Origin of the sequence: Hyunsoonleella flava (assembly GCF_004310325.1) — a bacterium.
In the GTDB taxonomy this organism is placed as follows: Bacteria; Bacteroidota; Bacteroidia; order Flavobacteriales; family Flavobacteriaceae; genus Jejuia; species Jejuia flava.
In genome coordinates, this window is the sequence record NZ_SIRT01000002.1 from 1 (window position 1) to 15,271 (window position 15,271).

Genomic DNA, 15,271 nt, shown 5'->3' on the forward strand with positions numbered 1-15,271 from the left:
GAGACTAATACGCACGATAGCTCTTTTTAGCTAGTTAGGGATATAAGTTCACTCTGTCCTTTTTAAATGTAATAACAATTAATAGTATTTGCTAATCTAAAGGTTAGGGATTGCAGAGGAAAGCCCACAGCGACGGAGGAGCGAGGACTTGGAACGGAAAGCCCGACCCGATAGGGGAACGCCCAAAAAAAAGGAAATAAACCTGACTGATGCCGTTATAGGGAAAACAAATTGCCCGTTTGTAAGCTTTGGAATATTTTTTGACTAATTTTGTGTAATTAAAACGAATTAAAAATTTTTTAAACACATATATTATGGCATTAGAGATAACGGATGCGACTTTTGAGGAAACGGTATTAAAGAGTGAAAAGCCTGTGCTGGTTGATTTTTGGGCAGCTTGGTGTGGACCTTGTAGAATGGTTGGTCCTGTGATTGAGCAGATAAGCGAGGAGTATGACGGGAAAGCTGTTGTTGGAAAAGTGGATGTTGATGCTAACCAAGAGTTTGCTGCTAAATACGGTGTTCGTAATATCCCAACGGTTTTGGTATTTCAAAACGGTGAAGTTGTTGGAAGACAAGTGGGTGTTGCGCCGAAGAATGCGTATACAGATGCGATAGATTCGCTTTTGTAATAGAAAAAGAAAAGAAAGTTGAAAAGGTTTGCCTTATGGTGAACCTTTTTTTATTTTAGATGATTATTAAACTAAAATTAAGATGAGTAAAAATAAAGTTCAGGACGCGATAGATAATAAATTATTAGAACAACGCAAGGTGTTTTTGTGGGGGCAGGTGGATGATAAGTCGGCAAAACATGTGATAGACCGCTTGTTGTATTTGGATGCTTTGGAAACTGCGGATATTCAGTTGTACATTAATAGTCCGGGTGGTTATGTAACCTCTGGTTTTGCTATGTACGATTGTATTCAATCTTTAAATAGCGATGTGTCAACCATTTGTACAGGGTTGGCAGCTTCTATGGGTTCTATTTTATTATCGGTTGGTGCTAAGGGTAAACGTTTTATACAACCACACGCGCGTGTGATGATTCATCAACCTAGTGGTGGTGCTCGCGGGCAGGCTAGTGATATTGAAATTACTGCACAGGAGATTTTGAAAACAAAAGAATTGAGTGCAAAAATTTTAGCTGATAATTGCGGACAGACTTTTGAAAAAGTAATGAAAGATTTTAATCGTGACCATTGGATGGGGGCTGAGGAGTCTGTAGCTTATGGTATTGTGGATAAACTAATCTAAAAATCCTCACCTAACCTCCCCAAGGGGAGGAACTCTTACCTTGTCTTTGAGGAGTCGTGGGGTAGAAAAGTATAATGTTTAATCAGATAAAAAGATTTAGCTCGTTTTAATAGATTATGAGTGAAATTCCTCCCCCCTTGGGAGGGCAGGTGGGACCTCTCAATGGATTTACAAGCAGAACTAAATAAAGCCGAAGGTTTTAAAAACCTTGAATTACTTGCAAAACAGGTAGTTGAAGGCTTTATTGCTGGTATGCATAAAAGTCCGTTTCATGGGTTTTCGGCCGAATTTGCTGAACACAAGATTTACAATCGCGGCGAGAGTACACGCCATATTGATTGGAAATTATACGCTAAAACAGATAAGCTGTATACCAAGAGATACGATGATGAGACGAATTTGCGCTGTCACATCATCTTGGATAATAGTAGCTCTATGCATTATCCAAAGTTGGAGCAGTTTTCCATGGATAGTTTAAATAAGATTGGATTTTCGGTATTGGCAGCAGCATCTTTAATGCAGATTCTAAAGAAGCAGCGTGATGCTGTTGGTTTAAGTATTTATAGTGATAACTATGATTATTATGCGCCAGAAAAGGGTAGCGAACGCCATCATCAAATGTTGCTGAATCATTTAAGTGATGCTGTGATTTCAAAACCTTTGAATAAGGCAACAGAAACGTATAAGTATCTGCATGAAATTGCTGAAAAGATTCATAGACGCTCTATGATATTTTTATTTACCGATATGTTTCAAACTGCTGAAGATGAGGTAAAGCTATTTGAGGCGCTTAGACACTTAAAATACAATAAACATGAGGTGATTTTATTTCATGTATTTGATAAGGAAAAAGAGTTACAGTTCGATTTTGATAACAACCCCAAGCGTTTTATTGATGTAGAAACAGGCGAATATATCAACTTATATGCGGACACCATAAAGGAAAATTACAGTGAAGCGGTAAATGACTATTTTGAAGCGTTACGCTTAAAATGCATGCAGTATAAAATAAAATATGTTGAGGCTGACGTTAATAAGGATTTCAATTCTATATTGACAACTTATTTGGTGGAGCGTCAGAAATTTAGATAAAAAAGCACCTCCTAACCTCTCCATGGGGGAGGAACTCTAGCTGAAACGATCAAGTTATAAGAAGGTAAAAAATTACTCAAAAAACTTTAAAAAACATTTGACTTATAAAAAAAGGCGTGTATATTTGCAACCGCAATAACGCAACGGTCTGGTAGTTCAGTTGGTTAGAATATCTGCCTGTCACGCAGGGGGTCGCGGGTTCGAGTCCCGTCCAGACCGCAACTTAAAAAAGTTGTGTTGTTTATCTCGAAAGAGATAACGTAGTGAAAGCCCAATAATAATGGGCGATCCAATGAGAAGCTTTCCTTTTTTCTTTAGAGAAAATTGTGAAGCTTTTTTGTTTTATAACTATCCGAAAAAAGCTTTAATAATCTTATCCTTGATTTAACGTATACATTTTAAATAAATTTTTTCCTAAGTTCTACTGCTAAGATGATGACATTCTTTAGGAGTTACGATGTGTATTAAAAGTCACTCTTTAACACATCAGAAAAATGAAAACCAAAACATTAACTCTAAAAATTTTACTATTATTTGTTCTTTTATTTTTTACAGCATGCAGTAAAAACGAAGAATTAAAAGAAACACGTTCTACCGATTTTGCACCAGTTGAGGTAACCGTTGAGGTACCAGATGGAGCTAATTTGAATATGACTTCAACTAAAATGTATTCATTAAGCGTTACCTCCGATGTTACCGATACAGGAACGGGAATGCTGCCTTTTAACGAAAGCTTTAATGATTTAGCTTTTCTTTTGGATGAAAACGACAACGTGCTATTAGCAGCTTTTTTAACCAATAATAGGAAGGAAATTTCTATTGAAACAACTGCCGAGGTATTGGTTTATTATGCGTTGGATTACTATTTGCTTCCAAATAAATCTAAAGAAAAGTACATAAAAGCTATACAAGAAACAGGAAGTTTTGACGATTTGATAACCAATTTGAAAGAGCTGTTTGCCCAAAACAATTTAATGTTTCAACAAGGTGCCTATTTTGAAGATTTGAATAGTTTCTTGTCTTCCTTAACAAGTAAACATCCAGATATTAAGGACATATCCCATACAGGAAAAAGGATATTCACCAAAGATAAAAGAACTAAAAGTGGAATTACTGTGGCTAACGATGAAGATTCCAATGTTATACTCCAAAATTCATATCCGCGCAGAGGTAAGGTTTTTATTTATAAAAAAACATCATTGGATAGAGATGGTGTTGAGACTCAACTAAGCAATTACACAGACACGCCATTTTTGGAATTTGATTTAGAACCAGGAAAAACCCTGAATATTGAGGCCTTCAAAGTAGGATTTAAGGTGTCTCAAATGAACGCGCAATCAAGCGCCATAGAAAATACGGTAAGTAGTGACCCGATAAACCTACCTGTTAGCAGTAGCGAATATTCAGCTGGATATGAGTTTGTGATTTTGGGTTCTGGGGATTTATCAAATGCACCAAGGGCTTTAACCGATAAAGAGCAAATAGCCTACAATGAATTGACAAAGGAGGCTTATATATTAGACTATTTTCTACCCACGCTTCTAGATGTTGGCGGAAATAAAGAATTGTTGCCACCACCAGGCGACCCCAAGGAACAAGCACTTGCAAATGCTGTTTTGCCTATTTTAGAAGCTAACCCAGAAGTTCTGGAAGCTGTTATAAATAATGATTTTAAAACAGCTACCGAATTATTTTTGCCTGAACTTTATAGTGATGTTAGATTGTCGGATGATTTGCGAGATATTCTTAATAAGGTGTACGGAACGCTTTCTGAAGATAAAAGTTCCCCCAATACATTCATTCAAAGTCAAGAATTAGTTAGCAGCGGACATCCCAGACTGCAAAAAGTACTTAGTGTAGTTTATAAAAACATGGATTTGAAAACTAAGGGCAATATTCCTTTTTTAAGAACGGATGCCAATGCCATTGAAGATTGGTTTATAAAATCTATAGATGCTGACGTAAACATTAGCAATGATATTGACAGATTGTGTTTGGGGCAACCTACGGAAATTAGGGTTGGTGTAATAACAGAATACGAACCAGATTTTGAAGAGGTGGAGTTCCACTGGCAAACAAGTGGAGAATTTAAGGGTAGAATTCAAGATATTAATGATAATCCAAATAATTTTGGTACTTCTATAATCACAAAAACAAACTCAGTATCATACATAAGTGTTGCACAGGAATCAGAATTAGGTAGTGGTGATAATATTGAAACGGTTGAGGTTATTATTTATATGAAAAACAAAAGGAACGGGCAATTATCTGAAGTTGGAAGGGACTCAATGACCATAAACCATAAAATTTGTGTATCGTTTTATGTAGGATTTCAAAAAGAAGTTAAGATTTTAGAAAATGAGAATGCTTTGATTTGTGGTGGTAATACGGAGTATACCGTTGGTCACCCAACTTTTGTAGCAAAGTTTTCTGCTGTTGATGATGCCAAATCCTATAAAGGTAGAGTAAAGAGAAAAGACGGTACTTTTGCCGCAGAATTTCAAATGCAACAAATCAATGATTTAGGTGGTGGGAATTTAGAATATAAGTTAGGAGTGGGGCCTATTCATATAATTAAAACATGTAATCTTGAGCAAGCAGAGGAAGAACAACAAAAGAAATTTGATTATTTAGATGAAGTAGGGCACCAAGGCATAGAAATAACACCTATATTTTAAAGCCCGAAAATCAAAATTTCTGGTGTTATTCACCAACTGAAATCAGAATTCAAAAAAATACTTCCCTTTCTTTTCTAGATGAAATTATGGGGAGTATTTATTTTAAATAGTTGTAAATTTTATATTTTGTATCTTTATACTGTTACACTGTATATTATACATCATGAAAAGAAAACAACGTATTATATTATCCATTTTTTTATGTCTTATCACTGGTGCTTTCTATGCTCAGAAGAAAAACAAACAGAAAGTGGTCAAGTCAATCACTGGTATAGTAAAAGACATTAATAACAATCCCTTAACTGGTGTTTATATTTATTTAGATTCTGTGAGAACTAAAGTACGAACAAATAAAAAGGGATTTTATAAACTTAAAATTAAGCCTAATACTAAGGTTATTTCTGCATATTCACCAAATCATGGCATTTTAAGTTTAAGTTATTCTGGAGAGAAGAAAGTGAGTTTTGCATTTTCTGATGACGCTAAGCCACTACATAGAAGTGAACTGTCTGAAATGGGATTCGGAGATCCCTTGAGAGTAGGTGGTACTAAAGTTAGTTTCGAAGGTGTTAGGGGGTTAAATGGTTTCAACGATATTTACCAGTTGCTAGAAGGTGTTTTTGCCGGGGTTTCGGTTACAGGTACAAGCATAAATATAAGAGGCGCTACTACATCAACAACAAATTTTGGAAATCCTACGGAGCCACTATTACTGGTTGATAATGTGCCTTTTTTAGATATTAGCAATATTATCCCTTCCGAGGTAAAATCTATTGAGGTAATAAAAGGTCCTGATGCTGCTTATTATGGAGCGAGAGGGGTTTACGGTGTTGTAAAAATAAATTTGAAGAATTAGTCTATTTCTCAAGATTATTTTCTTCAAATTCATGGATAAATAAAAGTCATAAAGTAATTTTACTTTATGACTTTTACGTTTAATGGAGTATTTAATTTTTTAGCAAAATTACTCAAATACTGTTCCCACTCATATTGGTTTTTGAATTGCCCACTTTTTTGCCAAGTAAAACCTGCATAATATACCGTTTTACCATTGATTACTTTTAGGTGTGAAAAGGCGTTACTCAAATCTTTGGCTTCAGTTTCATATTTTTCAGAATCTATAAAGTATGTTGAAGGAGCTACTATGGCTGTACCCAATTCAGAATCACCATGTGGCTGCCAATAGTTTAACCACGTTTCGTCTTCATGCGATGTTACTACACCATCTTTTTCATGTAAAGTTAAACCAGCAGAAATAGTATCTACCCCTTTGATGGAAATTTCAAATTTTGAAAGGTTATTACCGTAATCTAAACTAATTTTTTTGGATTCCTTTACCGTTGTACCATCAGCTTCCCAAGTGCCGTAATCCAAAATAAAACTGGTTCTAATTGGTCCATTGGTTAATGTTTTGTGACTGATGAAATTTTTAGAAATATAGTATGTACTGTCCTTTTTGTAAGCAATACCTCCAACACCACGACTTGTACCCACATGAAAATTGTCTAATCCTTCACCTGTGTCTTCGTGATATGTCCCTGTTTTTTCTGTGTATTTTTTATACCATTTATCAATAATAGAATACTCCACACGTTTTAACCAAGCATCAATACCACTAGACAATGTGCCTTCTTTTAGTTTGTTTTCAAACCTATATTGTGCATTTGGGCCGTAGGTTCTAAAGGCTACTTTATTGTTTTCCCAGGCATAGTCATCTGTTCTTTCGGGAACAAATCGTGAGTAACATATTTTTTCATTTGAAGGTACAAAATCATCAGGAAGCTTAGCAATCTCGTACAATGCTTTGCTATTAGCTTTTACCTCAGGTTGAAATAGTAAGACGTCCATATTGCCATCTCCGTTACTGTCTATCAACTGGGAGACTAAGAACGTTTTTGAAGACACAGTTTTAATTCCCAAATTGTTTAAACTTTCAACCCCTAGTAACTCTTTAGAGATTTCTACAGTTTCAAAAGCTCTATCTAAGGACAACTCGTTTGAAACTTCAACGGTAATGTTTTCTTCTTGATGCTCACATGAAAAAGAAAAAAAGCCCAATGCTAAAGCAAAAAATAGCTTAATGAGTTTCATGGTATTATTTTAATTCGTTTGTTGGACATACATCCATATCTCCATAATCTAAATTTTCTCCTGCCATACCCCAAATAAAACTATAACTGCTAGTTCCAGAACCAGAGTGGATAGACCAAGGTGGTGATATTACAGCCTCATCGTTACCCATCCAAATGTGTCTGGTTTCATCTGTTTGTCCCATAAAATGACACACGGCTTGGTCTTCAGGAACTTCAAAATAAAAGTATACTTCCATGCGTCTGTCATGAACGTGAGCGGGCATTGTATTCCAAGAACTGCCTGTTTTTATCGTAGTCATTCCCATTTGCAGCTGGCACACATCTACAACACTGTTTACAATATATTTTCTTAGTGTTCTGGCATTAGCTGTTTCTGGAGCTCCAAGTTCAATAACTTCCAAATCTTCAGTACCAATTTTTTTGTTAGGATATGCTTTATGTGCAGGTGTCGAATTTAAATAGAATTTAGCAGGATTAGAGGCAGAATCACTAGAGAATATAACTTCCTTATTTCCGCGGCCAATATATAAGCCCTCTTTGTTATCTAAATCATACTGAGTGCCGTCCACAGAAACAGAGCCACTTCCCCCAATGTTTATGATACCTAATTCTCGTCTTTCCAAGAAATATTCTGCCTTTAACGGATCTATGGTTTCTAAACTAACTTTTTGATTTACTGGAGACACTCCCGCAGTTATAAATCTATCATAGTGAGAATAGATGTAACTGATTTCATCTTGCTTAAAAATATTTTGAATTAAGAACTCATCTCTTAATTCTTTAGTGTCCATTCGCTTTACTTCTCTTGGTGAGGCTGCATAACGCACTTCAAAATTGTTTGCCATCTTACTATATTTTAGTTTTTTTATTAGATAATTTCAGTAAAAATAATAAATTTCAATGAAAATACAATCGATTGTATTTATTAGTTTTTTTATATATTTATCACCTTAATAGAGAAACGTAAATCTTACGTAGTATATATTGTCAGAATGAATTCAGGAAAGGCTACTATTCACGATATTTCGAAGGCTTTAAATATTGATAGTTCTACGGTTTCGCGTGCTTTAAACAATAGCCCAAGAGTCTCTAGCAAAACAAAGGCAAAGATTTTAACAAAAGCCGCTGAGCTAGGATACCAAAGAAATAGTTTGGCTTCAAACTTAAGAACAAACAAAACCAACACTATCGGGGTTATTGTTCCTAGAATTTCCCGTAGTTTTTTCTCAAGTGTAATATCAGGAATTGAAGAGACGGCTTATAAGAATGGTTATAACGTGATAATCTGTCAATCCCTAGAGGATGTAAATAGAGAGAAAAAAATCATGGACAACTTACTATCTAATCGTGTAGATGGTGTTTTGATTTCTATTTCAATGCAAACAAGCTCTTATGAGCATTTGAAACCATTTAGGAATCATGGAGCGCCCATTGTTTTTTATGACAGACCATGTAATTTTGAAGGTTGCACCAGTGTAAGTATCGATGATTTTGAAGCAAGTTTTAAGGCCACTGAACATTTGATTTCCAATGGTTGTAAAAATATTGTGCACTTCGGTGGTCCTCAAAACATTGCATTATATAAAAACAGGAAAAAAGGCTATTTAGCTGCACTAGAAAAATATGGTTTAGAGATAAACGAGATATTTTGTTTTGAAAATGAGCTGAGTGAAAATGATGGAGTAATAATGGCAAAAGAAATATTGAAAATGAAAAATGTTGACGGGATTTATGCTGCCAATGATACTTCAGCAATAAGCGCACTACAATATTTAAAGTCTAAAGACGTGAAAATACCAGAGGATATTGCGATAGTAGGTTTTAATAACGACCCCATCTCATCTGTTATTGAGCCCTCACTCACTACTATAAATCAGCCAGATTTTGAGATGGGTAGGATGGCAACAAATGCTTTAATAGATCAAATTAAAGACACATCTTTAAGTGTAAGGCCTATTGTTTTGAAGTCGGAATTGATAGTGCGAAGTTCATCTAAAGTAATGCCCTAAAGATAAATAGTTAGCTAATTTTTCATGAAATTGTTGTATTATTGCATTTTGTATACAAAATGCAAAATAAGTTTATGATTGAATATACAGACTTAAGCCAACCTATCTATAAACGCCTTAAAGAGATGATTCGCAATGGCGAATTGAAACAAGGTGAGAAAATAGTGCAGGAGAAAATTGCTGAGGAGTTGGGTGTAAGTAGAACACCCTTGATGAAAGCACTTTTGGCTTTGGAAAATGAATATTTGGTTGAAAGTATTCCTAGACGGGGCATGTATTTACGTGTGTTAGACTACAAGGAAATCATTGATATATATGTATGCCGAGAAGCATTGGAAGGGATGGCAGCGAGAGTTCTTGCTGAAAAAAAAGACAAATCAGCAGTTCAAAAACTAAAAACCTGTTTTGCCCCTTTTTTAAACCAAAGTGAAATCGACGAAAAAGAATATGCCGAGGCTGATGAAAATTTCCATTCGCTATTAATTAAGTTAACCGGAAATGCGCCACTGGATAATATTTACTTTTTCAGTAACATACATGATAAAGTTGTGGGGCATGGTTTGGTAAGAACACCACAAGACACTTTGGAGGAACATTTCAACATTATAAAAGCTATAGAAGATGGTGACGCTGATAAAGCTGAAACGCTTGTGAGGTCCCACATCAATAAATCAAAAGAATTATTAATAAATCAACATAAAATTCAAAAAAGTGAGTAATTACAAAATTGCAGTTGTACCTGGAGATGGTATCGGAAACGAAATAGTACCTGAAGGATTAAGAGTAATTAAAGCAGTTGCTGAAAGGCATAATTTTTCAATCGAAACCGAAGAATTTGGTTGGGGTGCTGGTTATTATTTAAAGAACAATCAGTTTTTACCAGATGATGGTATTGATAAACTTAGAGCATTTGATGCTGTTTATTTTGGATCAGTAGGTCTTCCAGCTGTAGATGATACTTTACCAGCTAAAGATTATACATTTAAAGTGCGTACACATTTTAACCAATACGTAAATCACAGACCAGTAAGAACGTATCCTGGAGTAACTAGACCAATTCGTTCTGAAAAGCATATTGACTTTGTAATTGTTAGAGAAAACAATGAAGGTGAATTTGTGCAAATGGGTGGGCAGTATTTACCCGATTTTGAAAACGGTATGGGTATAGATACCAGCGTTTTTACACGAAAAGGTATAGAGCGTGTAGCGCATTATGCGTTTAAATTGGCACGAACAAGACGCAATAAAGTAACACATATTACAAAGTCTAACACGTTAATTAACAGTTTGTCCTATTGGGATAGAGTTATTGGCGAGGTTGCAGCACAATACCCAGATGTAGAGCATCAACAAATGTATATTGATAATTCTACAGCAATGTTCGTATTAAAACCAGAACAGTTTGATGTTGTTTTAACCACGAACTTATTTGGAGATATTTTAAGTGATTTAGGTGGTGCTATTATGGGAAGCCTTGGTTTAGGTGGAAGTGGAAACATAAATCCTGAAAAAGAATTTCCTTCTATGTTTGAGCCTATTCACGGTTCTGCTCCTGATATTGCAGGACAAAATATTGCTAATCCTTACGGACAAATTTGGTCAGCAGCATTAATGCTAGAACATTTAGGTGAAACTGAAGCGGCAAATAATATTATGGAAGCTATTGATAAATCTACCACTCAAGGTGTTTTAACTGTAGATTTAGGTGGTAATGCTAGCACTTCAGATGTTGCAGATGCCGTAATAGCTAATTTATAAGCGTAAAACTAATGAGTCGTGTTGTAGATCTTACATTGTCCTACCATAACAATGTTAATGGTTTTTCAAAAGAAATAGCAAGAACCAAAGACAAAGATGGGTGGAACGCTAGTACGCTAACGTTCTACTCTCATATTGGTACGCACATGGACGCGCCATTTCATTTTAATGTTAGTAACCAAACTATTGATGAAATACCAGTGTCTGATTTTGTAGGTGATGCTTGGGTTATTGATGCAAGAGATGTTGGCCCAAAAGGGTTAATTACTGTGGAGCATATTTCAGCAGATATCAAAGCGCGTTTTAAAGCAGGCGATAGTTTGATAATTTGGACAGGTTGGTCTCAATACGCATGGACTCAAAAATATAGAGATGAATTACCTAGAATTAGTGAAGCATTAGCATATTGGTGTATTGATAACAAGGTAAAAATGATTGGTGTTGAACCGCCTTCTGTTGCCGATGTTAATAATATTGAAGAAGTGACTAAAATTCATGAAATTCTCTTGGAGGGCGTCGTTATTATTGAAGGGTTAACTAATATTGAAAAATTAACCTCAAATAAGGTAGAACTTATTGCTTTACCCTTAAAAATTGAAGGTGGAGATGGTGCGCCGGCACGAGTAATTGCAATTGAAAGATAAATAATGAGTGTAAGCTTAAAAGAGATAATTAAAGGATTCCCTAGTGAAGATGAAAGCGATTATCGTTCTAAAAATAGAGCGCTTTTTTCTGAATTAGATAAAATCCTTGTAGTTGTTGATGATGATCCCACAGGAAATCAAACGGTATATGATATACCGCTTTTAAGTGCTTGGAGTACTGATGTTTTTGTAAAAGAATTTATTGAAGGTACACCAGTATTCTATGTTCTAACTAATTCTAGAAGTTTAACACCTGAAGCTACTTCTAAAGTTTACAAAGAAGTGGCTCAAAATTTACTGAAAGCCTCAGAGTTAACCCAAAAAAAGTTTACGGTTTTAAGTAGAGGAGACTCAACATTGCGTGGACATTTTCCGCTCGAACCAGAAACGCTTCAGCAGCATTTAAAACTGAATAATGCTATTACGGTTTTTATTCCTGTGATGTTTGAAGGCAATAGGGTTACAGTAAACAGCACGCATTATATTAAAGATGAAGATACACTTACACCAGTAAACGAAACACCATTTGCTCAAGACCATTCGTTTACATATTCAAAAGGAAACTTAAAGGAATATATTGAGGAAAAATCTAATGGCCACGTTAAATCTGATGAGGTATTTTCATTTGCAATTGAAGAGATACGACGTTGGGATGTGAAGATATTGGCTGAACATATTTTAGAAATACCCGAGGCATCTTATTGTGTTTTTGATAGTTTAAATTATAACGATTTAGATAAAGTAACGCACGCGCTTTTGCTTGCTGAAAAGTATGGGAAGCAAATTATATATAGAACCTCTAGCTCATTTGTACCTTCTTATATAGGTTTAAAGCCTAAAGGGTTACTGCTTCCTAAAGATGTTATAGATGACAATACTAAACATGGCGGCTTAACGGTTGTTGGGTCTTATGTTAAGAAGTCTTCAGAGCAATTGGCAAATGCTTTATCTCTCTTTGATGCAAGTCAAATTGTTGAAGTAGATGTGTCTCAAGTGCTTTCTGAAACATCAAATCAATATATAGCTGACTTAGTTTCGAGTATTGATACTACTATTTTAAAAGGAGAGGATGTTATTGTTTATACAAGCCGAAAACTTGTTACAGGAACAGATGGAAATGAGACGGTAAATATTGCAAGCAAAATTTCTAATGCTTTAGTTGCTATTGTAAAAGGTATCCGTGAAAGACCAAAATACTTAATGGCGAAAGGCGGTATTACCTCGCACGATTTGGCCACAAAAGGTTTGGGTATGGAGCGCGCTAAAGTATTAGGGCAAATTCAACCGGGAATTCCACTTTGGGAAATGGGAAGCGAAACTAAATTTTCAAAGTTACCATATATCGTTTTTCCAGGAAATGTAGGCGACGAAAACACACTTCAAACCATAATAACTAAACTAAACCACCATGATTAACAATTCCAAACGTTATCGCTTTTTCTTAGGCTCTTTCTTAATTACGCTTTTATTGTATGTAGACCGTGTATGTATATCGTCAGCAAAAGACGCTATCTCGGGAGACTTAAGTTTAACCGATATACAAATGGGGTGGGTGTTAAGTGCTTTTGCATTAGGTTATGCATTGTTTCAGGTACCGGGTGGTGCTTTGGGAGATAAATATGGTGTCCGAAAGGTAATGACAGGTATTATGGTATTATGGTCAATCTTCACATCACTAACTGGTGCCGCTTGGAATTACATTTCAATGCTATGTTTTAGATTCATTTTTGGTGCTGGAGAGGCTGGCGCTTTTCCAAACATATCTAGAGCAGCATTTTCTTGGATACCAACCAAAGAGCGTGGTGCTTTTCAAGGCATAAATTTTTCAGGATCAAGGTTAGGAGCAGCTTTTGCATTACCATTAGTTGCTTATTTAATAGATTCTTGGGGATGGCGAAACATATTTTATTTCTTTGGAGCCATTGGTATTTTGTTTGCTCTGATGTTTTATGCGTTTTTTAGAAATAAACCAGAGGACCATCCCGGATTATCCGACACTGAAAAAGATTACATTGTAAAAAATAGACAGCAGGAGGTAGAGAAGGAAGGCGGGAATTTACCTTTAGGGAAAATTCTTGGTTCCAAAAATGTTATTCTTGCCATGATTCAATATATAGGCAGTAATTTTATCTTCTTCTTTACGCTTACATGGTTGTTTCCCTATATAAAAGCTAAGTATGAGTTGAGTTTGGTAGATACTGGTTTATACGCCATGTTACCACTATTGGCCGGGGCAGTAGGTAACTGGACATCAGGTTTTATGGTAGATGCTATTTACAAAACTGGAAAATGGAAATTATCAAGACAGCTCCCAGCAACTATTGGATTCGTCCTGGTTGTAATCGGCATACTTTCTAGTTTATATATGGATACTGCTTTAGGGGCAGTACTTTGTTTGTCAGTAGCCATTTTTGGAGCAGATATGACGCTAAGTCCATCTTGGTCATTCTGTATGGATATAGGAGAAGAAAACTCCGGTAAAGTATCAGGGATGATGAATATGGCAGGAAATATAGGCGCATTTACCACAGCTTTAGCATTTCCTTATTTACAAGAATGGACAGGTTCTAACGAGCCATTTTTCTACGTAGCAGCAATTCTAGGTTTTATAGCCATCTTTTGTTGGTACTTTATGAATCCGGATAAAAAATTAAGCGATGCATAAATTAAAAGGAGTAGCCATCGGTGCAGGATATTTTAGTCAGTTTCAATATGAAGCATGGACAAGAATACCTGAAGTAGAAATTACAGCATTGTGTAATTCTAATCAAGGGCGCGCAAAAGGCATAATGGATGCCTATGGGGTTAAAAATCACTATACAGATTATAGGGAAATGATACTTCAGGAAAAACCTGACTTTGTAGATATCATTACACCTCCAGAAACCCATTTTGAAATGTGCAAATTTGCTGCAGATAATGGGGTTCATATCATTTGTCAAAAACCTTTAGCACCAACATTAGAGGAATCTCAGAAAATAGTAGACTATGTTTCAAAAAAAAATGTTCGGTTTGTAGTTCATGAAAATTTTAGATTTCAACCTTGGCACAGAGAAATTAAAAAGTTGATTGATAACGACGAGATTGGAGTACTTTTCAATTTAAATTTCAGATCCCGCATGGGAGACGGCTGGGGTGAAGACGCCTATTTATCCAGACAACCTTATTTTAGGGATTATAAAAAATTACTTATTTACGAAACAGGAGTACATTTTATAGATACATTTAGATACCATGCTGGAGAAGTAAAAAATGTATTCGCCATATTAAAACGCTTAAACCCCGTGATAAAAGGAGAGGATGCAGGATTGATGTTGTTAAATTTCGAATCTGATACCACAGCGCTTTGGGACGCTAATAGATATAATGAAAATAATTTTGCAAACCCTCGCTATACTTTTGGAGAGTATTTAGTTGAAGGTTCAAAAGGCACTATTCGCTTGTATACTGATGGTAAGATCACCATACAGCCTTTAGGTAAACCTGAAACAGAACATTCATATACTCATAATGATATTGGTTTTGCAGGAGATTGCTGCTATATTTTTCAAAGAGATTTTATAGATAGTTTAATTGCAGATAAACCTTTTGAAACCAATGGTCCTAATTATTTAAAAACCTTAAAAGTACAGGAAGCGGTCTATAAATCGGCCGAAACTAAACTGCCTGTAACTATTATTTAGGCTTCAATTACTGAAAACTTAGTTTTTTAGGGTTCTATTTTTGTAAATTGCATTCTCGTT

Annotated in this window: 14 protein-coding genes and 1 tRNA gene; 13 read left to right on the plus strand and 2 right to left on the minus strand. The window is 35.4% G+C overall.

The genetic code is table 11. From position 1 onward, the window contains the following. Window positions 1-314: 314 nt before the first annotated feature. The 6 genes from trxA to EYD45_RS03165 all read left to right on the plus strand — a co-directional run bounded on the left by trxA (window position 315) and on the right by EYD45_RS03165 (window position 5,880). A complete protein-coding gene (trxA, locus tag EYD45_RS03140; RefSeq protein WP_130962910.1) occupies window positions 315-632 on the plus strand; it encodes a thioredoxin in 318 nt (105 codons plus the stop codon). 82 nt (window positions 633-714) lie between these two features. Next, on the plus strand, window positions 715-1,254 hold the full coding sequence (locus tag EYD45_RS03145) for a ClpP family protease (protein ID WP_207303285.1): 540 nt from the start codon (window positions 715-717) through the stop codon (window positions 1,252-1,254). Window positions 1,255-1,416: 162 nt separating this feature from the next. Continuing rightward, on the plus strand, window positions 1,417-2,346 hold the full coding sequence (locus EYD45_RS03150) for a DUF58 domain-containing protein (RefSeq protein ID WP_130963276.1): 930 nt from the start codon (window positions 1,417-1,419) through the stop codon (window positions 2,344-2,346). A 145-nt stretch (window positions 2,347-2,491) separates the two neighbouring features. Beyond that, window positions 2,492-2,565, plus strand: a tRNA-Asp gene (locus tag EYD45_RS03155). A 275-nt stretch (window positions 2,566-2,840) separates the two neighbouring features. Beyond that, window positions 2,841-5,024 (plus strand): hypothetical protein, encoded by a 2,184-nt coding sequence (locus tag EYD45_RS03160; protein WP_130962912.1) that lies wholly within the window; start codon window positions 2,841-2,843, stop codon window positions 5,022-5,024. Window positions 5,025-5,187: 163 nt separating this feature from the next. Beyond that, a complete protein-coding gene (locus tag EYD45_RS03165) occupies window positions 5,188-5,880 on the plus strand; it encodes a TonB-dependent receptor plug domain-containing protein (protein WP_130962913.1) in 693 nt (230 codons plus the stop codon). Window positions 5,881-5,939: 59 nt separating this feature from the next. Here EYD45_RS03165 and EYD45_RS03170 read toward each other — a convergent pair whose 3' ends face one another. Continuing rightward, a complete protein-coding gene (locus EYD45_RS03170) occupies window positions 5,940-7,115 on the minus strand; it encodes a DUF4861 family protein (RefSeq protein WP_130962914.1) in 1,176 nt (391 codons plus the stop codon). A gap of 4 nt (window positions 7,116-7,119) precedes the next feature. After that, window positions 7,120-7,962: a 5-dehydro-4-deoxy-D-glucuronate isomerase gene (gene kduI, locus EYD45_RS03175; protein ID WP_130962915.1), complete on the minus strand. Its 843-nt coding sequence runs from the start codon at window positions 7,960-7,962 to the stop codon at window positions 7,120-7,122. Between the two features lie 147 nt (window positions 7,963-8,109). Here kduI and EYD45_RS03180 point away from each other — a divergent pair, with 147 nt between their 5' ends. The 7 genes from EYD45_RS03180 to EYD45_RS03210 all read left to right on the plus strand — a co-directional run bounded on the left by EYD45_RS03180 (window position 8,110) and on the right by EYD45_RS03210 (window position 15,211). After that, entirely contained in the window at window positions 8,110-9,126 is a 1,017-nt protein-coding gene (locus tag EYD45_RS03180; RefSeq protein ID WP_130962916.1) for a LacI family DNA-binding transcriptional regulator, read from the plus strand. A 74-nt stretch (window positions 9,127-9,200) separates the two neighbouring features. Next, a complete protein-coding gene (locus EYD45_RS03185; RefSeq protein WP_165453879.1) occupies window positions 9,201-9,845 on the plus strand; it encodes a GntR family transcriptional regulator in 645 nt (214 codons plus the stop codon). Continuing rightward, window positions 9,838-10,884, plus strand: a complete 1,047-nt coding sequence (locus tag EYD45_RS03190; RefSeq protein WP_130962918.1) for an isocitrate/isopropylmalate dehydrogenase family protein — start codon at window positions 9,838-9,840, stop codon at window positions 10,882-10,884. Before EYD45_RS03185 ends, EYD45_RS03190 begins: the two co-directional genes overlap by 8 nt. An 11-nt stretch (window positions 10,885-10,895) precedes the next feature. Continuing rightward, a complete protein-coding gene (locus tag EYD45_RS03195) occupies window positions 10,896-11,528 on the plus strand; it encodes a cyclase family protein (protein ID WP_130962919.1) in 633 nt (210 codons plus the stop codon). Window positions 11,529-11,531: 3 nt separating this feature from the next. Further along, complete coding sequence (locus tag EYD45_RS03200; protein ID WP_130962920.1) at window positions 11,532-12,944, plus strand: four-carbon acid sugar kinase family protein; 1,413 nt, start codon at window positions 11,532-11,534, stop codon at window positions 12,942-12,944. Then, on the plus strand, window positions 12,937-14,193 hold the full coding sequence (locus EYD45_RS03205) for an MFS transporter (RefSeq protein ID WP_130962921.1): 1,257 nt from the start codon (window positions 12,937-12,939) through the stop codon (window positions 14,191-14,193). The genes EYD45_RS03200 and EYD45_RS03205 overlap by 8 nt, the downstream gene beginning before the upstream one ends. Continuing rightward, window positions 14,186-15,211: a Gfo/Idh/MocA family protein gene (locus EYD45_RS03210; protein WP_130962922.1), complete on the plus strand. Its 1,026-nt coding sequence runs from the start codon at window positions 14,186-14,188 to the stop codon at window positions 15,209-15,211. The genes EYD45_RS03205 and EYD45_RS03210 overlap by 8 nt, the downstream gene beginning before the upstream one ends. Window positions 15,212-15,271: the final 60 nt, after the last annotated feature.

Coding starts and splice junctions, on each gene's coding strand:
- trxA (WP_130962910.1), top strand. CDS start 315: ATGGCATTAGAGATAACGGATGCGACTTTTGAGGAAACGGTATTAAAG.
- EYD45_RS03145 (WP_207303285.1), top strand. CDS start 715: ATGAGTAAAAATAAAGTTCAGGACGCGATAGATAATAAATTATTAGAA.
- EYD45_RS03150 (WP_130963276.1), top strand. CDS start 1,417: ATGGATTTACAAGCAGAACTAAATAAAGCCGAAGGTTTTAAAAACCTT.
- EYD45_RS03160 (WP_130962912.1), top strand. CDS start 2,841: ATGAAAACCAAAACATTAACTCTAAAAATTTTACTATTATTTGTTCTT.
- EYD45_RS03165 (WP_130962913.1), top strand. CDS start 5,188: ATGAAAAGAAAACAACGTATTATATTATCCATTTTTTTATGTCTTATC.
- EYD45_RS03170 (WP_130962914.1), bottom strand. CDS start 7,115: ATGAAACTCATTAAGCTATTTTTTGCTTTAGCATTGGGCTTTTTTTCT.
- kduI (WP_130962915.1), bottom strand. CDS start 7,962: ATGGCAAACAATTTTGAAGTGCGTTATGCAGCCTCACCAAGAGAAGTA.
- EYD45_RS03180 (WP_130962916.1), top strand. CDS start 8,110: ATGAATTCAGGAAAGGCTACTATTCACGATATTTCGAAGGCTTTAAAT.
- EYD45_RS03185 (WP_165453879.1), top strand. CDS start 9,201: ATGATTGAATATACAGACTTAAGCCAACCTATCTATAAACGCCTTAAA.
- EYD45_RS03195 (WP_130962919.1), top strand. CDS start 10,896: ATGAGTCGTGTTGTAGATCTTACATTGTCCTACCATAACAATGTTAAT.
- EYD45_RS03200 (WP_130962920.1), top strand. CDS start 11,532: ATGAGTGTAAGCTTAAAAGAGATAATTAAAGGATTCCCTAGTGAAGAT.
- EYD45_RS03205 (WP_130962921.1), top strand. CDS start 12,937: ATGATTAACAATTCCAAACGTTATCGCTTTTTCTTAGGCTCTTTCTTA.
- EYD45_RS03210 (WP_130962922.1), top strand. CDS start 14,186: ATGCATAAATTAAAAGGAGTAGCCATCGGTGCAGGATATTTTAGTCAG.